This is a genomic window from Colwellia sp. BRX8-7, assembly GCF_014077275.1.
In the GTDB taxonomy this organism is placed as follows: Bacteria; Pseudomonadota; Gammaproteobacteria; order Enterobacterales; family Alteromonadaceae; genus Colwellia_A.
This window is the reverse complement of record NZ_JACGVP010000007.1, coordinates 173302-196581: the sequence shown is the minus strand read 5'-3', so window position 1 is coordinate 196581 and position 23280 is coordinate 173302. Positions and strand designations below refer to the sequence as shown.

Annotated in this window: 17 protein-coding genes and 2 riboswitches; of the genes, 9 read left to right on the top strand and 8 right to left on the bottom strand. The window is 39.4% G+C overall.

The window, feature by feature from the left end; translation table 11 throughout:
• Positions 1 to 54 precede the first annotated feature (54 nt).
• From H4J57_RS09140 to H4J57_RS09130, 3 genes are all read right to left on the bottom strand, one after another.
• Complete coding sequence (locus tag H4J57_RS09140; protein WP_182242575.1) at positions 55 to 3210, bottom strand: efflux RND transporter permease subunit; 3156 nt, start codon at positions 3208 to 3210, stop codon at positions 55 to 57.
• Between the two features lie 14 nt (positions 3211 to 3224).
• Complete coding sequence (locus H4J57_RS09135; protein ID WP_182242574.1) at positions 3225 to 4349, bottom strand: efflux RND transporter periplasmic adaptor subunit; 1125 nt, start codon at positions 4347 to 4349, stop codon at positions 3225 to 3227.
• Between the two features lie 96 nt (positions 4350 to 4445).
• Positions 4446 to 4793, bottom strand: coding sequence for a DUF2946 domain-containing protein (locus H4J57_RS09130; protein ID WP_182216620.1), 348 nt, complete (start codon positions 4791 to 4793; stop codon positions 4446 to 4448).
• 768 nt (positions 4794 to 5561) lie between these two features.
• Here H4J57_RS09130 and H4J57_RS09125 point away from each other — a divergent pair.
• Positions 5562 to 8567: a TonB-dependent receptor gene (locus H4J57_RS09125; RefSeq protein ID WP_182221875.1), complete on the top strand. Its 3006-nt coding sequence runs from the start codon at positions 5562 to 5564 to the stop codon at positions 8565 to 8567.
• Positions 8568 to 8672: 105 nt separating this feature from the next.
• Here H4J57_RS09125 and H4J57_RS09120 read toward each other — a convergent pair whose 3' ends face one another.
• Positions 8673 to 8855 (bottom strand): hypothetical protein, encoded by a 183-nt coding sequence (locus tag H4J57_RS09120; protein ID WP_182242573.1) that lies wholly within the window; start codon positions 8853 to 8855, stop codon positions 8673 to 8675.
• A gap of 119 nt (positions 8856 to 8974) precedes the next feature.
• Between H4J57_RS09120 and H4J57_RS09115 the strand changes: the two genes are divergently transcribed.
• The 8 genes from H4J57_RS09115 (at position 8975) to H4J57_RS09080 (ending at position 16735) form a co-directional block, all read left to right on the top strand.
• Positions 8975 to 9586, top strand: coding sequence for a histidine phosphatase family protein (locus tag H4J57_RS09115; protein WP_182242572.1), 612 nt, complete (start codon positions 8975 to 8977; stop codon positions 9584 to 9586).
• Positions 9587 to 9658: 72 nt separating this feature from the next.
• Positions 9659 to 9808, top strand: a riboswitch (cobalamin riboswitch).
• A 144-nt stretch (positions 9809 to 9952) separates the two neighbouring features.
• Entirely contained in the window at positions 9953 to 10816 is an 864-nt protein-coding gene (locus H4J57_RS09110; RefSeq protein ID WP_220470289.1) for an ABC transporter ATP-binding protein, read from the top strand.
• Positions 10809 to 11828, top strand: coding sequence for an iron ABC transporter permease (locus H4J57_RS09105; RefSeq protein WP_182216649.1), 1020 nt, complete (start codon positions 10809 to 10811; stop codon positions 11826 to 11828). The genes H4J57_RS09110 and H4J57_RS09105 overlap by 8 nt, the downstream gene beginning before the upstream one ends.
• A gap of 11 nt (positions 11829 to 11839) precedes the next feature.
• On the top strand, positions 11840 to 12922 hold the full coding sequence (gene cobT, locus H4J57_RS09100; RefSeq protein ID WP_182242571.1) for a nicotinate-nucleotide--dimethylbenzimidazole phosphoribosyltransferase: 1083 nt from the start codon (positions 11840 to 11842) through the stop codon (positions 12920 to 12922).
• A complete protein-coding gene (locus tag H4J57_RS09095; protein ID WP_182242570.1) occupies positions 12923 to 13759 on the top strand; it encodes an adenosylcobinamide-GDP ribazoletransferase in 837 nt (278 codons plus the stop codon). It begins immediately after the preceding gene.
• Complete coding sequence (gene cobU / locus H4J57_RS09090; RefSeq protein ID WP_182230269.1) at positions 13756 to 14358, top strand: bifunctional adenosylcobinamide kinase/adenosylcobinamide-phosphate guanylyltransferase; 603 nt, start codon at positions 13756 to 13758, stop codon at positions 14356 to 14358. The genes H4J57_RS09095 and cobU overlap by 4 nt, the downstream gene beginning before the upstream one ends.
• Positions 14358 to 15854, top strand: a complete 1497-nt coding sequence (locus H4J57_RS09085; protein WP_182242569.1) for a cobyric acid synthase — start codon at positions 14358 to 14360, stop codon at positions 15852 to 15854. Before cobU ends, H4J57_RS09085 begins: the two co-directional genes overlap by 1 nt.
• A 41-nt stretch (positions 15855 to 15895) precedes the next feature.
• Positions 15896 to 16735 (top strand): cobalamin-binding protein, encoded by an 840-nt coding sequence (locus H4J57_RS09080; protein ID WP_070375906.1) that lies wholly within the window; start codon positions 15896 to 15898, stop codon positions 16733 to 16735.
• Positions 16736 to 17261: 526 nt separating this feature from the next.
• On the opposite strand, the gene H4J57_RS09075 is transcribed toward H4J57_RS09080, so the two are convergent.
• The 4 genes from H4J57_RS09075 to H4J57_RS09060 form a co-directional block, all read right to left on the bottom strand.
• Entirely contained in the window at positions 17262 to 18746 is a 1485-nt protein-coding gene (locus tag H4J57_RS09075) for a cadherin repeat domain-containing protein (RefSeq protein ID WP_182242568.1), read from the bottom strand.
• Positions 18747 to 20810, bottom strand: coding sequence for a TonB-dependent receptor (locus H4J57_RS09070; protein ID WP_259366828.1), 2064 nt, complete (start codon positions 20808 to 20810; stop codon positions 18747 to 18749). It lies immediately after the preceding gene.
• A 29-nt stretch (positions 20811 to 20839) separates the two neighbouring features.
• Positions 20840 to 21011: riboswitch (cobalamin riboswitch) on the bottom strand.
• A gap of 394 nt (positions 21012 to 21405) precedes the next feature.
• On the bottom strand, positions 21406 to 21852 hold the full coding sequence (locus tag H4J57_RS09065; RefSeq protein ID WP_070375908.1) for a MarR family winged helix-turn-helix transcriptional regulator: 447 nt from the start codon (positions 21850 to 21852) through the stop codon (positions 21406 to 21408).
• 17 nt (positions 21853 to 21869) lie between these two features.
• A complete protein-coding gene (locus H4J57_RS09060) occupies positions 21870 to 23279 on the bottom strand; it encodes a sigma 54-interacting transcriptional regulator (RefSeq protein ID WP_310733712.1) in 1410 nt (469 codons plus the stop codon).
• Position 23280 lies beyond the last annotated feature (1 nt).

Here is a 23280-nt window from a genome sequence, read left to right as displayed (position 1 = left end):
GCTGTTAATTTAAATAAAACCCCTCAACAATTTTTGTTCAGGGGTTCTATAATATTAATCTTTTATCAGTTGTTTAATTTTCGCCGCAGAGAAAAAATTATATAAAACAGGTAAGACAAATAAGGTTAAAAAAGTTGCGGTGACTAATCCGCCAACAATAACACTCGCGAGGGGGCGTTGTATTTCTGCACCCACGCCATTAGACATCATCATCGGGATCAACCCCAAAGCGGAAGTCATCGCGGTCATTAACACTGGACGTAGTCGCGATGTCGCACCGTCGAAAACTGCTTGTGACGTTGATAAGCCTTCTCTAATATGCTGGTTTATCCGCTCAACCATAACAACGCCATTGAGCACAGCAACACCAAACAACGTAATAAAACCAATAGAGCTCGGCACAGATAAATATTGTTCGCTAAGATAAAGCGAGAATACACCGCCAATAATCGCTAAGGGGACATTAACCAAAATTAACATCGCCTGACCCAACGAGCCAAAAGCAAAATAAAGTAACAAAGCAATTAATGCCAATGAGAGTGGCACCACCAGTAATAGTCTCTGTTGCGCACGTTGTTGATTCTCAAATTGACCACCAATAACCACAGAATAACCTGAGGGTAAGTCTACTGTGCTGGCAATTATTTCACGAATATCAGCAACAACACTGCCCATATCTCTATCTTGTACATTTGCTTGAATAACGACTCGGCGTTGAACATTATCTCTACGTACCTGTGGTGGGCCTGACTCAAAGGTGATGGTGGCGATATCTCCTAAACGGACCCAAGCACCTGTTGGCGATTGTAAACGAAGGTCTGAAATGGCTTCTGGACTGTTACGATATTTTTCTTCTAATCTGACATAAATATCATAGCGCTCATTACCGTTAATTATCTGCCCAGCACTCACCCCGCCAATGCCATCTTTAATGACATCCATAACATCGCCAACCGACAAACCAAAACGAGAAAGTTGCTGTCTTTTTGGCTCTATGACTAATTGGGCTTCTCCTGCTATTTGCTCTAAGGCGACATCACGCGCGCCTTTCACCTCTTTTATCGCCGCTGCAATTTCTTCGCCTTTACTGGCGAGTACGGATAATTCTGGACCGAATAATTTAATAGCCAGTTGCGCTTTGACCCCAGACAGTAATTCATCAACACGGGTCGCAATTGGCTGTGAAAAATTAAGCAGTAAGCCAGGAAATTGTTCAAGGTCCTCTGCCATTAACGTTTGCAATTCGATGCGACTTTTAGCACTACGCCATTGTGATACTGGCTTTAATCCTAGGTATATTTCAATGTTATTAACGGGCTCAGGATCGCCACCGATTTCAGCCCGGCCAATGCGGCTGAGTGCGTAGGTTACCTCAGGAAACGCCATTAACTTTTCTTCAAGAATAGGCGCTACTGCTAACGCTGTTTCCAAACTCGATGATGGGGCTAAAGTGACCCTTAAGTTAATGGTGCCTTCTTCAAGTTCGGGTACAAACTCTGTGCCTATTTGGGGGACCAATGATATAGCTACAACCAGTAATGATATGCAAGTAAACACCACAAGTTTAGGACGTTTCATCGCGGCTTTAAGACTTGTTCGATAGAGCTTATCTAAAGGCGTTAATATAAAACTTTCCCTTTCTTTTACACCTTTGTTAAACATAAACGTTGCTAGTGCCGGCACTACAAAAAGTGCGACTAGGATGGCAGATATTACGGCTAAAATAATGCTAATAGCCATAGGTTGAAAAAGTTTAGCTTCAACCCCTTCAAAACTAAACAGTGGCGTAAAGACCACCAAAATAATGGCTGCGGCAAAAAATACCGGGCGAGCAACTTCTTTTCCTGCTGCTTTTAGCTGTAGTGGGATATCTTGTTGCTGGCTATTTTTATGGTTGGGATCGCTAGAGTGGTGTAAATGTTTAAAGATATTTTCAACCATCACCACCGAGCCATCAACTAACATACCTATTGCGACCGCAATCCCGCCTAATGACATTAAATTAGCTGATAACCCTAGCCAAGACATTACCATTAGCGCAATAGCGACCGAGATAGGTATCGAAATTAACACCAAAAATGTTGCGGTTAAATTCATTAAAAATAAGGCGAGTATCACCGCAATAAATATAAAAGCTAAGGCAAGTGCTTCAACAACAGTATTAACCGCTTGAGTAATTAAATCGGCTTGGTCATAGAAAGGCTCAAAGCGCACACCTTTGGGTAGGGCTTGATTAATCATGGGTATTCGAGCGTTAATTCCGTCAATGGTGGCCTTGGTATTTGCGCCAATACGCTTTAATACGATACCTGAAACGACTTCTCCCAAGCGTTCAACTTCGCCATTTTTGTTTCTGCGTGTCATGGTCGCCGCGCCTTGACGAATTTCACTCCCCAAAGTTACTTTGGCGAGATCTGCGATAGTGACTACCGTGCCAGACACGGTTTTCACTGGCACCTGCTTAATGTCTGCTAATCCCGCTTCACCACTATTAAACCAACCTGTGCCTCGTATAACTAATTGCTCTTGTCCTCTGTTCATATACCAACCACCCACATTGGCATTGTTGTTTTCAAGTGCGGTAACTATGTCATCTTGGCTTAACTGATAAGAAAGTAATTTACTGGGTTCAATGTTGACTTGATATTGGCGAACACTACCGCCAAAAGATAAAACATCAGTTACACCATCTACTGGCATAACCAATAATTTCACTAGCCAATCATTTAAACTTCTTAAGGTCATTGAGTTATAACCCGCCTCTTTGTCAGCAATGAGTAAGTACTGAAAGACCTGACCTAAGCCTGAGGTATTAGGTCCCATTGCAGGTGAACCAACGCCTTGAGGGATTAGTGCTTTTGCCGCTTGTAGCCGCTCAAAAACTAATTGACGAGCAAAATATATATCGGTGCCTTCTTTGAAAACCACAGTAACGCCAGATAACCCCGTTTTTGATATTGACCGTACTTGTTCAACATCAGGCAAGGCATACATCACCGCTTCAATCGGGTAGGTGATGAGTTGCTCTACTTCTTCAGCGGCTAAGCCAGGTGCTTCGGTATTTATCGCAACTTGAACATTAGTGACATCAGGAAATGCATCTAGATTTAAATTTGGAATGGCAATAATAGCGGCGGCCATAGTGGTGATGAGTGCAATAACCACCAGTAGCCGATTATCTATCGACCAATCAATCATTTTATTTAACATCGTGTTATTCCTCATTAGTGGCCGTGTGGATCAAATCCACTTTTCGCTATTTCTGAAGCCACAAAAAAGGCACCTTGGGTAACCACTCTTGTGTTGGCGGCAATACCGATGATTTGACGGTAATTGCCTAAAGGCTGACCTAATTCAACTTCAACAGCCTCAAATTCACCCGGATGGTCTTCAACAAAGACAGTCCAATCGCCATCAGCCCCACGCATTAACGCTGTTTCGGGCACTGCGATTACGGCAGTTTGCGTGTCAAATTGAAAGTTAACATCTACAAACATCCCTGAGTGTAATGAATCATCTTTATTTTCAACAGACAGCCTAACAATTCTAGTACGGGTTGTTGGGTCGATTGTATGGGCTTCTTGAATAACCAAGGCATGATAAGTTTGGCCAGCAAACTCTATTTCAGCCCTTGTCCCCGCGGGTAAGTTTAGTTTTTTGTTGGGTGAAACACGCGCCTCTACCCATAAGCTTTCTTCGTTAGCCAAAATCATAATTTGTTCACCGGGTGTGACTCGCTGTCCTTGTGAAAAATCATCACTTAATACCGCTCCTGCGCGCTGCGCTACTAAAGTATATTCACCTAAGTTTGATGAATTGTTTTTAACAATATCTTCAATAGCGTTTTTTGTTAGCCCAAATGCGGTCAAACGGCTAAAAGCGGCGATGTAATCAGTTTCACTTTTTAGTAAAAGACTCTCGCTTAACGTACCCTTAGTTAATTTTTTTGCCCGTTGCCATTCACTATACGTTACCCGATAATTAGCTTGTGCTGCAGCAACAGATTCACTAAATAACGTGACTAATGGTTGGTCTTTTTCAACATGTTCACCTAAGGTCGCATGACGACTTATGACTACTGACTCTGTGCGTGGTGAGACGATATAACTGGTGTAACCATTCGCTTTTATTTCTCCTGGGGCATAAACACGTAGTGCAAAAATCTTGGGTGTTAGCATCGATACTTTAATATTTGCTAGTGTTAATTGTGCCGTGGTAAAGCTAACCCCTGCTTTGTGCGTGTCTTCGGTTATTTCGACAGCAAGAGCAGGAATAGCTAAGGTGATTAAACCATAAAATAAAACACTCAGTAGGTTTAGTGGCTTTGGCTTTTTATTGGTGTTGATCATTGTTATCTCTTAATTTAAAGGTAAACGTTGCAACAACACTAAATTCAATATTTAGTGTTAAGTAAACTTGTTGCGAAAAATTGTTATAAAATTAAATTAAGCGATGGGGGGGCGTATAAGTTGTTCTATAAAGTTGATGTTGATATCGATAAGATAAAAGTATTGATTGGGAATTAATAGCTTAGTGACAGTCGAAGTTGATTTTTTTGTTAAAAACCATTGGCTGTGTGAACCTTGACAGTGCCCACAATGATGACAGTCTTTGACGTTATGCTCAGTATCAGAGGTTGCATTAAGTCGCGCTTGATTGTCAACTTCATGAGAATGTTCAGTTTGCAAATGTTGAGCGTCAAGCTGATGATTATTGTCTGAATTAGCCACAGCAACAAACGATTGTAAGGCAATCGATAGTACTATTAAAAAGCCAAGCCAAATGTTTTTCATTTTTACTGCATTCTTCAATTTACAAACAGAGACTGGCAGATGCTAAGCTAAATCATATTCTTAGTCAATAATTAGCGAATCAGTGTCTATAACTTCTGGGTTTTGGACACCTAGATAGCGAAAGCAATAATAACTTACCTACCCCAGCAAGTGATGCACAATGTCCGCTTATCTGAACTAACAATTAAAGCACTCATTAGTTAGATCAATTCATTTTTCAGTTTATAGCCATTAATAATATTTAATGCTAAAGCCATTTTTGTCATTAAATATAGCTAAAAATACTATTTACACACATTTTGTTACTTTTTTGTTACAGCTATTTATCTGGCTATAAGTACGAAGATCTTACTTTTAATGCAAAGATAATGATACAGTAAAAGTAATTATTACTTTATTATCCACTTTTATAAGAGAGAAATTTCATATTAAATCTAATGATATTTTTCAACTATCATTAGATTTAATATATAAATAAACGACATTTAATTATATATCTTGTTGTTTTTGATTGCTTTTATCTTTATTTGTTTTTGCTTGATAAAACCAATAAAAAGTAATAGTTGTTTTAAGTATGACAATTAAACTCATTTTTATCATCACCCTATACTGAATTGTTATAATACAGCGTCTTTCGTATTCATCTTGTAAAATAAACTATTTCAGGTAAGAATGTTTTTGGTTGTTACTTTTTTGTAACAATTCACGGAAATTTTGTTTATTTAAAATAAATAGATAAATACATAAATAATGGAGATTAAAATAATAATGAAAAATTCAAATATAAAGCGAAGCTTTAATCGCTCGTTAGCTGCTATCGCAGTTGGGGCATGTTTAGCTGCGTCTCCGATGACTTTTGCCGATAATGTTAGTGGCTCTATTTACGGTAAAGCCATTCAGGGTAAAAGTGTAACAATTAAGAACCCAGCGACAGGTTTTAAACGCGTTGTTGTTGTTGGTGAAGATGGCCGTTTTAACTTTTCTAAGTTGCCGACAGGCAAATATACTGTCGACAATGGTGTAGATACTCGAAACATCTTAGTCGCTATTGGTAAGGGCAGTAATGTTGATTTTACAGAAGTTTCTGAAATTATCTCTATTGTGGGTAATTCTTTAGTTAGTATCGATACCACATCGGTAGAATCTACTTCAGTCTTTACTGCTGAGCAAATAGACTTATTACCGGTAGCAAGAGATTTGACATCAGTTGCTTTGTTAGCTCCTGGAGCAACAGCAGGTGATTCTGGCTTAGGAAATGGTAATACTGCCTCTTTTGGTGGTTCGTCAATTGCTGAAAATGGTTATTTTATTAATGGTTTCGATGTTACTAATATTCGTAACTTTACCTCTTTTGCTGACCTTCCTTATGATGCTGTTTCACAGCAACAAGTTCGCACCGGTGGTTATGGCGCAGAATACGGTCGTTCATTAGGTGGCGTTGTTAGTTTAGTAACTAAACGTGGTTCAAATGAATGGAAATTTGGTGGCTCAATTGAATCTACGCCAGCAAGTTTTAGAGAAGATGGCAAAGATGTTACTTCTCGCGATCCTGATTTAGAATACTCTAACCGTTATTCTTCATTCCGCTCAGCTAATGAATTTGACTCTTTATCCTATAATGCCTATGCATCAGGCGCTATTGTTGAAGATAAACTATTCTTTTTTGGCTTATTTGAAGGCCAAGATGATGAAAGTAATACTTTTGGCAAACAAACAAGTGAGACAATGAAAGACGACTCACCAATGTATTTGTTAAAGCTTGATTGGAATATCTCAGACGACCATTTATTAGAGATGACTTACATCGATAATGAAGAAACACAAGAATTTACCTCATACAGTAACCCTGAAGGTATGTATTACACTGGGACTCATGGTGAAGCTGCTGACCCTTATGAGATCACCAAAGGTGGCGATGTTACTATCGTTAACTATACCGGATTTTTAACTGATGATTTCTCAGTAAGTGTTCTTTGGGGCAACATGACCAATGAACTAGAAACGCGTAACCCTGATATCGGCCCTGGCGCTGAATGTGAGTTAGTATTCGATCGCCGTGAAACACCTTCAAGTTCACAAAGCATTGGTTGTTGGGGTATTGCTCAAGGCCAAAGTACTGTGCCTGAAGCTGGGATCGCTTCTGATACTGATGAACGCGACTCTTTACGTTTAGGCGCAGAATGGATTCTAGGTGAACATACACTTCGTGTCGGTTATGACCAAGAGAAATTTACCTCGACTAAACGTGGCACTACCTTTACAGGTGGCGAATACTGGCGCTGGCATGTAGCTCAAGATGTTGACGGAGCAGGCGGACAAAGTGTTAATGGTGCTTTTGTAACAGCAGGTGAAGAATATATTCGCCATAGAGAAAGTAATACGGGTTCTGCTTCTTATGAAGTTGAAAACACGGCATTTTATATAGAAGACACTTGGCAAGTTACTGATGAGTGGATGGTATACTTAGGTTTGCGTTCAGAAGGCTTTGAAAACCGCAACGGTGATGGCGATTCATTTGTTAAATCTGACAGTGAATTGGCGCCGCGTTTGGGCTTCTCTTGGGATATGGATGGCGATGGTAACAAAAAACTTTTCGGTACTGCCGGGCGTTACTTTATGCCAATCGCGGCTAATACAAATATTCGTGCTGCAGGTACTGAATGGAGCTATGAAGAGTACTTTTATGTAGACAGTGCTGATGAAAATCCAATCACTGCTGCTCCTGATAAAGTGGGCGACGCTATTGGTACAAGAAACTCTAACGGTGATGAGAAAGCGCCTGATTCAAGAACCGTAGCGGCAACAAACTTAAAACCTATGCATCAAGATGAATTTATTCTTGGCTATCAACAGCAGGTTGATGACTGGATTTTAGGTGCCAAGGCTATTTACCGTGAAGTTAAAGATGGCATGGATGATTACTGTTCTCATCAGCCATTTATCGATTATGCAACAGACAATGGTTATAATGATTTCGATTATAAATCAATGGCTGGCTGTATGATGATGAACCCAGGTAATGATTTTTCTATTGCGCTGGATCTTAACAATGACGGTAATTACGAGGTAGAAAGTGTTCCTGAAGAATACTTCGGCCTAGAAAAATACAAACGTACTTATAAAGCTTTAGAATTCACTTTCGAGAAGCCTTTTGCTGACGGTTGGTTCTTGCAGGGCTCTTATACTTTAGCTAAAAGTGAAGGTAACTCAGAAGGTTATGTTAACTCGACTCTAGAGCAAGAGGATGCAGGTTTAACACAAGACATTGATAATGCATTATTTCAGCATGGTGCCTATGGTGCTTTACCCAATGATCGTCGTCACACCTTTAAAGCTTTTGGTGCATACCAAGTTAATGATGAGATTTCAGTATCTGTTAATTTCAGTTTACAATCAGGTCGTCCAAGAAACTGTGTTGGTTTTATCCCACTTGACGAACTTAGAGATGAGTTAGGTGTTGATGCTGGCGGTTTAGCTAATTACGGTGCTTCATCGTTTTACTGTGGTGGTGTATTAGGTAATCGTGGCGATCAAGGCCGTACTCCATGGGTTAAAAATGTTGATCTAGGTTTAACGTATAAGCCGGAATATGTTGATGGCTTAACCGTGAAAGTCAATGTTAGAAATGCCTTTAACTTTCAAGAAGTCACTGAATACAATGAAACAGGTGACGTAGGCTCGGCTTCATCGAGACTGCCTAACCCTAACTATACTACACCGGTAAACTACCAAGCTCCACGTAGAATTACACTGACTGCTCGTTATAGTTTCTAATTAAATAGTAAAGTTAAACATATTTAAATTAGCCAAGCCGTTCAGATAAACTGAGCGGCTTTTTTATAGATGAATTTAGGCACTTTTTGCTATTACATTAAAGTATTAAGGGAGAGGACCACCTTGGTTTCCAACAGTATCACAAGAGCCAAACGAATTAGCAGGTATTTCACCTTTAAATCTAGGCCCCATCATGAAAGGAAAGGAAGGGGTTAAAACGTGCGCTTCTTCGGTTGACGAGAGGCTAAATGGTGAGATAGTTAAGTGCTCACTTTCGCTAAAGTACACAACATTGACTCCTGTGCTGTTGTTTATAAGTGCACAGCTATTTGTCATAGTACTTACGCAATATTGAATTTAAGGTTACGCTATGCTTTTTTACACTATATATATTAAGAGGTAATGCTTTGCTACAGCGGACTTTATATTTATTACGCCATGGTGAAATTGCTACACCGGGTATTTTAGCCGGTAAAACAGATGTCGCACTTTCTGAAAATGGCTTGCAACAGCTGTGGGACGTTAGCCAAAAATTACCAGAGATATCCTTTTGTATCAGTTCACCTTTGCAACGTTGTCAGATGTTTGCCAAAGCATACTCATTAAAATACAGCATTAATTTCCAATTAAGCGATAACCTTAAAGAAATGAATTTTGGTGATTGGGATGGACAAACCTATCAAGCCTTGTGGCAGATAAAAGCCAGTGCTGTGCAGCCTTCACTGGGTGATTTTTGGCAAAACCCTTGGCAGCATACTGTGCCTAATGGTGAAGCTATGGCTGATTTTGTCAAGCGTGTCGATACTTGGTGGCAAGAATGGCTTGCAGACGCACCCGAAGGAAATACCTTGGTGGTTGCGCATGGTGGTGTTATCAAACACTTAATTGCGCGTGTACTTAATTTGCCTATGCCGGGCACGGTTCACATGAGTCATATTGATATTCCTTATGCGGGGCTAGTTAAAGTTAATATTTATACTGATGATAGTGGCGTTGATTGGCCAAAAATAGTGTGGTGATAAGTTACCTCGATAAGTCAATGAATTCGGTGTTATTGGCAATTAAACCTTGCTATTTTTAGTGAGCAGACGATAATCTCCAAACAAAATTATATAACTCATTTTTAATGTGGGAATGTGGTGAAAAACCGCAACTGTACCCGCAACTGTAAAAGCCTTTTAGTGGTATTTAATAACCATAAAGCTTAAGTCAGGATACCCATTAATTTAGAGTCATTTGCCTATCAAAATGACAGGCAAAACCAACAAAGTCGAGCGGGTTTACTCGAACATTGTATTGTCGACTCTTGAGTTTTTATATACTAAGAGATTGATTGTGCTCTGTTTGATGCTCCTTAAGTGTCAATAGTATGTGAGTAGCAATTTTTGAATAGTAGCCAGGATCAATCCTCATCAATAAATACCGCTAATACCGCATTGCTTTCAGTGCAGCATCTTTCTTGGCATGCCGACAGCCAACTTATTTTAGATGATATTTCTTTCACCATTAAAAAAGGCAGTTTTACTGGTATTTTAGGGCCTAATGGTGCAGGAAAGTCTAGCTTACTTCGCTGCTTATATCGTTACGTAAAACCTGATTCTGGTTTGGTGGAATTTAATCAAAAAGATATTTGGCAAAAGTATGACGCCTATCAATATGCGCAAGATATCGCTGTAGTTTTACAAGAAACACCCACCCATTTTAACTTAACTGTTCATGACGTTGTTGCGCTGGGTTTACTGCCACACAAAGGTCTATTTACCCGTGAACAAGCCAGCGACCGACTCAAGATAGACCGTGCTATTAAGCAGGTTGGCTTAGTGGATAAAAACTTACAAAATTTTGAACATTTATCCGGTGGAGAAAAACAACGCGCACTTATAGCTCGTGCTATCGTGCAAACGCCCAGCTTACTTATTATGGACGAGCCAACCAGTCATCTTGATGTTCGCTATCAAATTCAGGTTATTGAATTAGCTAAATCGCTAGGCATCACGGTTATTGCGTCTTTTCATGACTTAAACCTTGCCAGTGCGATGTGCGATCAACTGCTGGTGTTAGATAAAGGTAAACTGGTTGAACAAGGGTCACCACAAGCGGTGATCACCTCTGAAATGTTATCAAATGTATTTGGTGTCTGCGCGCAAGTTTCTCTTCATCCACAACATAAGGTTCCTCATATTTCTTATTTCTATGGCTACGATACTCAAGAAAAAACGGCAGAAAGTAGAGCGTTACCTCATGTTTAAGGTCAATCATTCGTGGATTATTTTTCTGACCTTAGCTTTTGGTGTTATTAGCTTTATTGCGTCGTTATCTTTAGGTGCGGCAGATATCAGTTTTAGCGATGTTACTTCGAGTCTACTGGCTAGTTTATCCACAGATAAAGACGCGAGCGAGGTGATTTTTTATGAGCGTATTATTTGGGAATTACGTATGCCGCGCGCTATTTTAGCTTTTTTAGCGGGTTGTGGCTTAGCGGTTTCTGGGCTGATTTTACAAACGGTAACGCGAAATCCATTAGCCGACCCTTATCTTTTTGGTATTTCTTCAGGAGCTTCTTTAGGAGTCGTTATATCTATTGTTTTATTGGGCAGCACTATTTCTGTTGTAACACCTGTCGCGGCTTTTGCGGGCAGTTTAGTGGCGATGCTAATGTTGCTAATGATCTCTGGTCGTCGGCAAAGTCAACAAGTTGAATCTATGCTATTGGCTGGCGTAGCGTTATCGTTTTTGTTCAGCTCGTTTACTAGCTTGTTACTTTATCATACCGATCCACAAGCGGTTACGGCGATATTATTTTGGACTATGGGCAGTTTTTCGCGTGCGCAATGGTCTATTTTATGGTTTCCCGCGGTCGTTATTATTAGCTGTGTCATTATGATGTTAGCGTATCGACGCCAACTGAATGCAATGTTGTTAGGCGATGAAAGTGCTACAACCTTAGGTATTAATGTTAACCGCTTTCGCTTAGTGATGTTGGTACTGAGTTCACTGATCACCGCAACGTTAGTCTCTTTGTGTGGTGGTATAGGCTTTGTTGGCTTGATGATACCCCATATTGTACGATTTTTTGTTTCTCAAGGTACTGTTTTTGGCATTATGTTAACGGCTTTAGTCGGTGGTATTTTTATGATTTGGGTGGATGTATTATCGAGAGTTGTACTAGAAAACCAAGAGCTACCCGTAGGTGTTATCACTTCTGCTTTGGGGAGCTTATTCTTTTTATCCTTGTTGTACTTTCGCAAAAATAAAGCTTAAAGGAGCTATTGATGAACTTTGCTATTAAAAAAGTAACTGATGTGTTTAATCAACAGATCCAGTCGACTATCGATGGAAAAACTAAACCACTCGGCGCATTAGGCCAACTAGAAGATACCGCTAAAATTATTGCCGCTGTGCAGTTATCAACAGTAAATACTGATCAACAATTATTGAGTATAAAACATCCTAGTTTATTTATATTTGCCGGTGATCACGGTGTCGCAGCGCAAGGTGTTTCTATTGCACCGAGTGAAGTGACCTCACAAATGGTGGCTAATTTTGCCAGCGGTGGCGCGGCGATTAATGTCTTTTGTAAGCAGCTTGGTTGGCAGTTAAGTGTGGTAGATGCGGGTGTTTTATCGCCAATTGATAATTGTTCAGGTGTTATCAATCAACGTTTAGGCAATATCACCGCACCATTAAATATCGCACCAGCGATGAGTCTAGCGCAAGTTGAACTCGGTTTTGAAAAAGCGACTGCTTTGGTCAAATCAGTTCATGAAAAAGGCTGTAACTTAATCGCTTTTGGTGAAATGGGAATTGGTAACACCACTTCTGCCGCAGCTATTATGGCCGCTGTTATGGGTATTCCAGCCAGTGAATGTGTTGGACGAGGTACTGGCGTTAGTGATGAAATAGTAAAAATCAAACAACAGGTCATTGAGCAAGCATTAGTGCTTCATCAAGGAAGTCTCAACAGCCCTAAAGAAATTTTAGCGTCTTTAGGTGGTTTTGAAATCGTACAAATTACCGCAGCTATGTTAGCGGCGGCCGAACAAGAAATGCTTGTTGTTGTTGACGGTTTTATTTGTACTGCCGCCGCTATGCTCGCTATCAGTATTAATAAAAATGTTAAAGATTATATGATTTTTGCCCATTGCTCGGGTGAGCAAGGTCATCAAAAAATGCTTAGCCATTTGCAGGTTAAGCCGCTATTAAATTTAGGTTTACGCTTAGGGGAAGGCACAGGCGCTGCATTAGCACTGCCATTAATTCAGGCGGCTGTGGCTTTTTATAATGATATGGCAAGCTTTACTCAGGCGCAAGTGACCGATGTTACTGGTGCTAACACTAACAAAGCTGAAGATTAAATGACTAAGCAATCACACTGGCAACAATGCCAACAACAATACTATTTGTTGTTAATCGCTTTAAGTTTTTTTACTCGTATACCGGTGCGTTTACCTGAGGTGGTAAAACCTGAAATGCTTCATCAAGCGAGCCGATATTTTGCCTTAATTGGTTTGTTTATTGGTGTGATCACCGCCTCTATTTTAGTGTTGTTGGCGAGCTTTTTACCCATTTCTTTAGCGGTACTTATTTCTATGGCGGCGAGCTTATTGCTTACCGGTGCTTTTCACGAAGATGGTTGGGCTGATGTTTGGGATGGCTTTGGTGGTGGTTGGACCGTTGAACAAAAGCTAAACATTATGAAAGATAGCCGTTTAGGGACTTATGGCGCAGCCAGCTTATTTTTCATTTTAATGATCAAATATCAGAGTTTAGTGTTATTAAGTAGCCATAGCAGCAATCCTTTATTAGCACTTTTTGTGGCATTGATTATAGCGCATACCTTAAGCCGAGCCGTCAGTACCAGTTTAATCTTTAGCATGGCTTATGTCAGCGAAGATGCACAATCAAAAGTTAAACCTTTAGCGCAGCATTTATCTCTAAAAGGCTTGTTAATCTTATTAATTACCGCAGCGGTGGTGATGTTTAGCTTATTACCAGCCGTGCATTGTTTAGTACTAATAGGGGGCTTATGGCTAATGCGTCTTTTATTAATATTTTGGTTTAATCGTCAATTAGGTGGTTTTACTGGTGATTGTTTAGGAGCTGCGCAACAAATTTTAGAAGTGGCGGTTTATACTATTTTACTGGTCTTAGCATCTCCAGCGACAACATTTTTGACGGAGGCAGGCCTATGAAAATTAGTGATGCTAATACACTTCATCTAATTTTAGGCGGAGCACGCTCAGGAAAGTCGAGCCTCGCCGAAAATATTGCCAAACAGGCTGAATCAGCAGGGCTAACGATATGTTATCTGGCTACGGCGCAAGCCCATGATGCAGAAATGAGCGCACGTATTTTACAGCATCAAGGCGAACGTCCTCAACATTGGCAACTGCTTGAATCGCCGTTGTATTTAGCTGAGGCACTTCAACAAGCATTACAAAGCAGTGATTGTGTGCTGGTTGATTGCTTAACACTTTGGCTAAGTAATTGTTTATGCCATCAAGATAGCGAGTTTTATCGCCAGCAAAAGTCACTGTTTATCGAATTTATAACGCTATTTATTAGCGATACCAACGCCTATCAATCAAAAAAGCTTATTTTTGTTAGTAATGAGGTCGGGCATGGGATTGTGCCTATGGGCGAGCTGTCGCGACAATTTGTCGACCAAGCAGGTTGGCTTCATCAAGAACTGGCTACATTAGCCAAGCAAGTCGATTTTGTTATCGCTGGATTACCACTGACATTAAAAAGTGACGCGTTGATAAATAAAATATCGGAACAACAAAATTAATGAAAACATTAATGGTGCAGGGCACCACCTCTGACGCCGGAAAGAGTACCTTGGTGGCTGGTTTATGCCGAGTATTTGTAAATTTAGGTTATAAAGTAGCACCGTTTAAGCCACAAAATATGGCTTTAAATAGTGCTGTTACTAGTGATGGTGGTGAAATTGGTCGGGCGCAAGCACTACAAGCAGTGGCTGCAAAAATTGCGCCACGTGTTGATTTTAATCCGATATTACTTAAACCGAATAGCGATACGGGGGCACAAGTGATTGTTCATGGTCGAGCCATATCAAATATGGAGGCGACCAGCTACCACGACTATAAAAAAGTAGCGATGGATGCTGTCCTCGAATCACATCGCCGTTTAGCGAAAGAGTTTCAGCTGCTAATGGTTGAAGGGGCAGGTAGCCCCGCAGAGATAAATTTACGCGCTAATGATATTGCTAATATGGGCTATGCCGAAGCGGTAGATTGTCCTGTGATCCTCGTTGCTGATATCGACCGGGGGGGTGTTTTTGCTCACTTAGTGGGGACACTCGAGCTATTATCACCTTCAGAGCAAAACCGCGTGAAAGGTTTTATAATTAATCGCTTTCGTGGAGACATTAACTTATTAACGTCTGGACTTGATTGGTTAGAAGAGAAAACGGGTAAGCCAGTATTAGGGGTATTACCTTATTTACACGACTTAGCACTTGACGCCGAAGATGCAGTTGCGATTGAAAACAAGGTTGAACAAGCCAAAATAAATATTGTTGTACCGTTATTACCGCACATAAGTAACCATACCGACTTTGATACGTTACGTTTAAACCCTGAAATAAATTTACGTTATGTCAAAATGGGCGAGCGGATAAACAATTGTGACTTAGTGATTTTACCAGGCAGTAAAAATGTTATTTTTGATCTGCAATTTCTTAAAGAACAAGATTGGCAAAGCGATATAGAACGTCATTTGCGCTACGGCGGTAAAGTGTTTGGTATTTGCGGTGGCTATCAAATGCTTGGGCAAACTATCAGCGATCCTGAAGGTATTGAGTCAACGATTGAGGCGATAACGGGTTTAGGTTTACTCGAACTTACCACTGAATTAACCGCAGAAAAAAAATTAGCACAAGTCTCTGCCACTATGACCTTGGGCAGTAAAAGTTGTCAGGTTAAAGGTTATGAAATTCATTGTGGTGTTTCTACCATGACGGCTATTGATAATAAAACGCCTGTGCCTCTGTTGTTCAATAAAAGTGACAATCAGACCAGCGATGGTTGTGTTTCAAATGATAATCAAATAGCGGGTACTTACCTACATGGTATTTTTGATGAAGGGGCTGCGACACAATTATTAGTTGACTGGTTAGACAGTAACAATGACATCCAGCGGACGATTAATCTTGATGAACACCGAGAGCAACAGCTTGAACGTTTGGCTAATGTTTGCCAGCAATACCTAAAAATATCAGCGATTGAAGATATTATTAACAACAGCAAAACGACCACACCCTAGTGCTTGAAAAGCGCCTCTTAAAAAGTAAAAGGCTTAATAAAATGACAAAAAGATTTATATCCTTCGCCGTAATAAGCTTATTGCTGATAGTCATACCCAGTAAAAGTTTTGCTGAGCAATCGGCAAAGCGCATCGTTGCCTTAGCGCCACATATTGTTGAAATGTTATTTGATATTGGTGCTGGCGATAAAATAGTCGGTGCGGTTGCCTATTCCGATTACCCTAAAGCGGCGCTAGATATTCCGCGTGTTGGCAGCTATCACGGCATGCAAATAGAAAAATTATTGGCATTGAATCCTGATTTAGTTATTGTTTGGAAGTCAGGCAACTCGCAAAGTGACATTGATAAAATGAAACGCTTAGGACTAAAAATTGTTTTTAGTAATCCGGTAGATATTGCGGATGTTGCCACTGAATTACGTTATTTTGGCGGTTTAACCGGACATCAACAGCAAGCAGAAAGTGTCGCGTTAGCTTATGAGCAACGTTTAAAAAAATTACGGCTCGATAATAAAACTAAGCAAGCCATCCCCGTTTTTTATCAACTGTGGTCAGAGCCAATGATGACCATTAATGGCACAACCTGGATAAATCAGTTAATTGAAGTGTGCCAGGGAGTGAACGTTTTTAAGGATAACCCGACGCCTTATCCAAAGATAAGCACGGAAAACGTTATTGTTGCCCAGCCGCACTTAATGATTTTACCGGATGAAAACTCCGATAAACCACAACCCATTATTGACTGGCAAAAATGGCCAGAAATACCCGCGGTGAAAAACAATAAGTTTATTCACGTTGATGCAGATTTATTACATAGATTCAGTACCCGAATGTTAAGTGGTGTTGCAGATATGTGTGAAAAAATTGATCAACAAAGATAGCGGTTCAATTTACTAAGCTGATTGATGATTTATCTATCAGTTAAGTAAATTAAAAGCTAAGCCAATGATAATTTTGCGCAGCCCCAGCAATGGTAATTACCACGGAAAGTAATGCTTTTTATTGAGCTTACTTTAAGTCTAATATGTTGTCATTACACGACAAAGTCTTGATAAATTAAACTTTTCATATTACATCGAGCTACGAGTCATATCACCGCAGGTTATTCATCTTAAATAGCAAAGTGATACAACAAAAAACATCTACTGAGTTTAGCTACTGCATTAGTTCTGCAGACGTAATTGCTATGATATAAGATTCAACAAGTTATTGGCCGGCTAACAGCAAGTGACACTTGATATGACGTTCAATAAGGTTGTTCTCGAACTCAGACAGATGAATGCAATTAAACCCTTTAATATTGTGCGTTAACTAAACTTAATATAGCACTGAGTAAAAATAAAAAAGGGCACATAAATATGTGCCCTAAATCAAATTATTTTTTAATGTCTTACCTTTAAGATAATCTTATTCAATAAAGGCAATTGCAGATGGGTTTAATTCTGTTGCAAGTCTTGGAAATACTTTAAGGTTAGTTTCAGTATTTATAACATCAACGCCTGGCTTCTCTGGATTGCTTACGCTAAGCCAAAGAAAGTTGGCAGCATCTAAAGCAATATAGCTAATTTGTTCGGTGCCAGTAGCCGCTACCTTTTCATTAGCAATAACACCCGTTGTTGGGTTAAAGGTATATACCGTTGAAAGCTCATAATAACTTGGCGTAAAAAATGTTTCACTGGCAACAAAATAGCCTTTTGTTTCGGATACAACGACGCTTGAACCAATATAAGCACCGGTATTATTTTCAATATCTGCAGCAGACAAAACACTGCTCAAGTTATAATCACTTGTCGCTATCGCTTCGATGCGACTAGAGGTTAAGTCAGCACTGCTATATGAGTTACGTGTTGTAACATATACCGTATCGCCTTGACTCACTATACTATGACCTAGTGGGTTTAAGCCTTGAAGCGGAATACCTTTAAGATTATCATTTTCATCAGCATTTGTTTCAATCTCTTGGTCTGTCGCGGTATCAAAAACGGCTACATAAGCTGTGTTTGGTGAAAAATAGTCTGATAAACGTTGCATAGCAATAAACAGTTTACCGTCAGCAATTGTCGCTGAGGCAGGGTTTGGTGTGCCATTACTATTGTTATCCGCGATGTAGCTAGATAAATCTAACTGACCCAATTTGAAATCTTCAAATTGTGTTGCCTGAGGATTAACAATCCAAACTTTGTCTGAACCGTAACGTAAAAGATAAGCTTTGCTTTCATTGACCGACACTAAGTCATAGGGATTACGAGTATTTGAATCGCCGGTATCTTGGGTTGTATATGACCAAACTTCTGTATCAAGGGCATCAGCATTATATTTTGAAATAGAATCAATGTTATAACGGCCAATATGAAAAACGTCTTTATTGTAGCTACGAACAGTATAGTCAGAGGCATCTTTAATATAATAGCCTTTGGTGACTTGCTCTGTAATTGGGTCTAAGGTCACAACTTCAGAGCCTGAAAAATCAGGTGCAACTGTTTGAACAACCGCGAATGATGGTGTGTCTTTCACATCACCGACACTCACTTGAATAGCCAATTCACCGGTTAAGTTCTTTTTACTGTCATCCGTTGCAACAATTGTGACAGCGAAAGGACCGACTTCACCGCTGTCAAAATCAGGAGCATCTATAAAGCTTAATTCACCACTTTGTGTGATGCTAAATAAACCACTTGAATTACCCGTAAGTGAAAGTACGATAGCGTCTCCATCGGCATCAGTAGCATTATAGGTGCCAACTGATGTTGTGTTTTCTTCTATCGTTGGGCTACTTGCGCCGGTAACTATTGGTGCGACATTACTTTTTGAACTTCCGCCACAGCCTGCAAGAGCAACAGTGCTCAGTACTAAACTTAATGGTAATATGTGTTTTTTAAAGCTAGTTAACATTTAAAATCCCTTAATTGTGTATTTTATTTTTAAGCTACGACCCTGCGATGTTCTATTCGCAAGATCTTGGTATTTGTCGTTAAATAAATTATTGGCGGCAAAAGATATTCTATGTTTGCCTTTTTTCCAGTTGACTGAAAAATCTGATACGGTGCGGTTGGCTGGATTACCATTACCTACATGACCGTTATTATTTTGAATTCTGTTAATGAGATTGAAGTACAAGTCTTTATCTTTACTTACTTTAAATGACATGTTCCATGCGGAATTCACCTTGTATTTCAACGCTACGCTGTACTGTTGATGATATATACCAGGTAGTTTCTTCTTATTAAATGCGACAAATTTTGATGTGGTTTCACTGTCTATAATATTGGCTTGTAGCGCGAAAGATAATTGTGTTAATAATTGATAATTTGTTTGAATTTCAATGCCTAACAAGTCTGCATTACTGACATTTCTATAGCTACCGACATTACTTGAGTTAAAAATGGCGACAATTGAATTTTCTAATTTTTGTTGGTAAATAGATGAAGATATAGACAAACTTTTGTAAAGGTACTGCCCCCCCATTGAGAGTGTTTTTGCTTCTTCTGGCAATAAATTATCATTACCCTTAAAGGAGCCTCTATCACCAAATAATTCGTATAATGTCGGTGTTCTAACACCATTACTTAAGTTACTGGTAACTTTTAAATTACCTTGCTTAAAGCTTAACCCGACTTCAGTTGTTTGATAATTATCATTGGCTACAAACTTAGCTGCACTGGATTGATTAATCGCTATGTTTGAATTTTTCTCTTGTAGGTTACTCAACAATGCATACACTTCTATGGGGAGTGACTCGGGTTGCCACTCAATGCGAGAGCCTATGTTGAGTTGTTCTTGTTTTGCTGAAATATCACATGACGCTATACCATTACATTGTGTTGGTTTTCCGTTGTGTTCGCTAACAGAGCTGAAATTTTGTTTATTAAAACTGACAAATGGCACTAGATTAAACTCGTTCCATGTAAGGTAAGGTTTAAAGCCGATATGTTTTTTTGTTGTTTCATAATCATTGATATCAAGTTTTATCGAGTCGGGACTTGAAATATAACGCTCATCTTTATTTTCAGCGTAGGCTTCAAATTCAATTGAATTTAGCCAAGGGGATTTGCTTAACCATTGATGTTGATAGCTATAGCGTAAGTTGTCAGAGTTTAACGTCGAATTGTTTTCAGGGGAGTTGTTTTGGTAATTAGGCAGGGCTTTTTCTTGATCGTTATATTGTACATTGACCCTGATCTGATGTTGATTAAATTGGAATATGTCGTTTATAAAAAAAGACTTCTTTGTAAATTCATTATTTCTTAATGCTTGTCTGTCAGACGTATCACTACTACTAAAGCCCGCTGGAACGATAAAATCGTAATCGTTGTCACTGTTAATATAATGACCACCAAAAGACAGACTGTGAGTTTTAAATGCTTTATTATAAAGCGCATTAACTTCTTGATAGCCAAATGAGCCGGTGGCCAAGGTTAATTTACTGGAGTCTTCAGTGGGGTTGTAAGTGTTAATGCGAATAACACCACCTATAGGGGTAGCGCCGGTACCAATCGCTTGATTTTTACTGATTTCAATACTTTCAATTTGTTCTGTGGGTATCTGGTTTAAATCAAAACCACCAAATTGGCTATCGTTAATCAGTTGACCATCAATATAAAGTTGGACCTGCTTACTACTCGACCCTCTAATTGAAACAGAGACAGGATTACCAATTCCACTTATTTGGCGAATTTGAATGCCATTTATCGACTGTAAAATATCGGCAAGCGTTTGCGATGAGTATATAAAGCTTTCGCGATGTAATACTTGATAATTAGGTGTATTAAATGACTGATCATTAACAACTTCAATGACTTCTATATCGTCAGTTGACACGTCTTCTACTTGCGCAAATACAGGCATCGCTATGAGTAAAAGAACAAAGATATTTCGTAAATAAGAAAAAATAATAACCTCAAAAAATTTTGAGGGAGGTACGGAAGGATCATGACAACTAGCTATTGCTAATGTCATTAAATTCCGTAGCGCCCACCGCACTGCAAGTCATTCGATATCATTTAGGCCGGTCTCCGGGCTTAACTTTACATAGCGTAAAGTATTACCGTTGCGGGGGCAGCGCTAGAATTATGCATAGCATGTACTAACTTCCCGATTATCTCTAATTTATACCTTGTTAAAGTATAAATATTGAGCACCTAATCAATTATGGTCGTTATTTTGAGACTATTAATATAGCTTGTCAACAGTTAGAGTATTAAATCTATAGTTCATGGCTAGTTAGCTTTAATCGTTCGACGGGTTTAACGCAACGTCATTTACTCTATATTTTGACCCAGCCCTTTGAGTTCAGAGGTAAAATATGTCGTATTATCAGAAAAATTTTGTTGCCAGACTATTTTATCTGATGGTATTAACGATGATCTGGTGAGGCATTTTTGACGTTACTGACACTTTAGTGACGGCAATTTCTTCTTTTTAATTAATAATGAGTCGTTCAATAACAGCCGATAAAACCTAAGCTCTACGGTAGGTATTTATTGTCTGCCAATTTCACCTAGGCTGTTTAATGGTGAGTTTGGCTAGTCATTATCAGCGACAATTGTCATTGTTATTGATTCGCTATATCCACTGATTTTAAAGTTAATTTTTCAATAATATTAGCTAGCTGATTTTTTTCTTCAGCACTTAATACCGATAATAGTTCTTGCTCACGAGCTAGCACCATAGGTATTAACTGTTGATATATCGCCAAACCTTGCGTGGTTAGTTTTAATAGCGAAGAGCGTTTATCGGATTTATCTGTGTTTTTAACCAATAATCCCTGAGCTTGCATCCTTGTTATTGCCCGGCTCGCCGGCATTTTTTCTAAGTTAGTTTGTTCACCTATCTGCTTTGCGGATAATAACTCTCCGTTACCTAAGCTGGCTAGCACTCGCCATTCTTGACGAGAAAGCTCAAATCTTCCTGTGTAAATGTCAGCAATATTATCACTCACTTTTACTTGTAGTTGCGTCAGCTGATAAGGAAAAAAGTTGGTTAAGTGTAAGCTTTTCATCGTTTAGTTATGCTCGGCTATGCTTGTGAAGTAATGTTGTTATCTACTCTAAATGATTCGGCATTTAAGTGATGTTTTTTCAATAATTTATAGAATTCTGTTCGGTTTCGCTGCGCTATTTTTGCGGCTTGTGAAACATTACCTTCGGTGGTTTTTAGTAATTTTGCTAAGTAGTCACGCTCGAATTGCTCTCTCGCTTCTTGAAAAGAAGGCAGCTGTGCACTTTCATTACGTAAAGCATTATTAATTAAACTCTCACTAATTAACGGCTCGGTAGATAAAGCGACGCATTGCTCAACAACATTTTGTAATTGTCTAATATTACCGGGCCATTCAGCCCTAATTAAAATCTCCATCGCGGCTTGGCTAAAGCCGTTTATTTTATGACTGGTACTTTTAATCGCGACTGTTAAAAAGTGCTGGGCAAGCAAAGGAATATCTTCACGTCGTTCAGACAGGGCTGGTAAAGTGAGTTCCACAACATTTAAGCGGTAGTAAAGATCTTCACGAAAGCTTTTATCTATGATCGCTTGTTGTAAATTTTTATGGGTAGCGGCAATAATACGGACATCGACTTTTACTGACTGGGCACTGCCGACTGGGCGCACTTCTTTTTCTTGTAAGGCGCGTAATAATTTAACTTGAAAGCTCATCGGCATGTCGCCGACTTCATCAAGAAATAACGTACCACCATGGGTTGATTGGAAAAGCCCTTGATGATTTTTATCTGCGCCAGTAAAAGCACCTTTACAGTGTCCAAATAACTCTGACTCGAGTAATTGTTCAGGTATTGCCGCACAATTAATTGCCGTAAATTTTTTATCATGACGCTTACTTGCTAAATGCACGGCTTTTGCCAGGAGTTCTTTACCTGTACCACTGGGACTATGGATCAATAAACTAAAGTCACTTTGGGCAACTTGATAAGTTTGCTGTAACAACGAAGACATAACGGCACTTCGGCTAATTATTTTCTTGCGCCAAATATCGGCTTTTTTGTCGGTATTATGAGCGCTACTTTGTGGTTGTAAGCGAATGGCTTCTTGCACAGTAGAGAGTAATTCTTGGCTTTCAAAAGGTTTGGTTAAAAAACTAAATACGCCTTGCTTAGTCGCACTAATAGCATCGGGTATCGTGCCGTGTGCGGTCATAATTATGACGGGTAAATTAGGCTGTTGCTGACGGATTTTTTCAAATAATGCCATACCGTCCATACCTTCCATACGTAAATCGCTGATCACTAATTGCGGATGAAATGTTTCTAAAATACCTAAAGCCATTTTAGCACTGTTTGCTGACTCTATTTGATAACCCGCAGCAGATAAGCGGATACCAAGTAATCTTAATAAACTGGGATCGTCATCAACAAGTAGTATTTTTTCACTTTTTTGCTGATCGAATTTTTTGCTGTTTGTTGAAACCATCATT

Excerpts from the sequence above, each read along its gene's own strand:
- H4J57_RS09140 (WP_182242575.1), bottom strand. The coding sequence starts at position 3,210 with ATGTTAAATAAAATGATTGATTGGTCGATAGATAATCGGCTACTGGTG.
- H4J57_RS09135 (WP_182242574.1), bottom strand. The coding sequence starts at position 4,349 with ATGATCAACACCAATAAAAAGCCAAAGCCACTAAACCTACTGAGTGTT.
- H4J57_RS09130 (WP_182216620.1), bottom strand. The coding sequence starts at position 4,793 with ATGAAAAACATTTGGCTTGGCTTTTTAATAGTACTATCGATTGCCTTA.
- H4J57_RS09125 (WP_182221875.1), top strand. The coding sequence starts at position 5,562 with ATGAAAAATTCAAATATAAAGCGAAGCTTTAATCGCTCGTTAGCTGCT.
- H4J57_RS09105 (WP_182216649.1), top strand. The coding sequence starts at position 10,809 with ATGTTTAAGGTCAATCATTCGTGGATTATTTTTCTGACCTTAGCTTTT.
- cobT (WP_182242571.1), top strand. The coding sequence starts at position 11,840 with ATGAACTTTGCTATTAAAAAAGTAACTGATGTGTTTAATCAACAGATC.
- H4J57_RS09095 (WP_182242570.1), top strand. The coding sequence starts at position 12,923 with ATGACTAAGCAATCACACTGGCAACAATGCCAACAACAATACTATTTG.
- cobU (WP_182230269.1), top strand. The coding sequence starts at position 13,756 with ATGAAAATTAGTGATGCTAATACACTTCATCTAATTTTAGGCGGAGCA.
- H4J57_RS09085 (WP_182242569.1), top strand. The coding sequence starts at position 14,358 with ATGAAAACATTAATGGTGCAGGGCACCACCTCTGACGCCGGAAAGAGT.
- H4J57_RS09080 (WP_070375906.1), top strand. The coding sequence starts at position 15,896 with ATGACAAAAAGATTTATATCCTTCGCCGTAATAAGCTTATTGCTGATA.
- H4J57_RS09075 (WP_182242568.1), bottom strand. The coding sequence starts at position 18,746 with ATGTTAACTAGCTTTAAAAAACACATATTACCATTAAGTTTAGTACTG.
- H4J57_RS09070 (WP_259366828.1), bottom strand. The coding sequence starts at position 20,810 with ATGACATTAGCAATAGCTAGTTGTCATGATCCTTCCGTACCTCCCTCA.
- H4J57_RS09065 (WP_070375908.1), bottom strand. The coding sequence starts at position 21,852 with ATGAAAAGCTTACACTTAACCAACTTTTTTCCTTATCAGCTGACGCAA.
- H4J57_RS09060 (WP_310733712.1), bottom strand. The coding sequence starts at position 23,279 with ATGATGGTTTCAACAAACAGCAAAAAATTCGATCAGCAAAAAAGTGAA.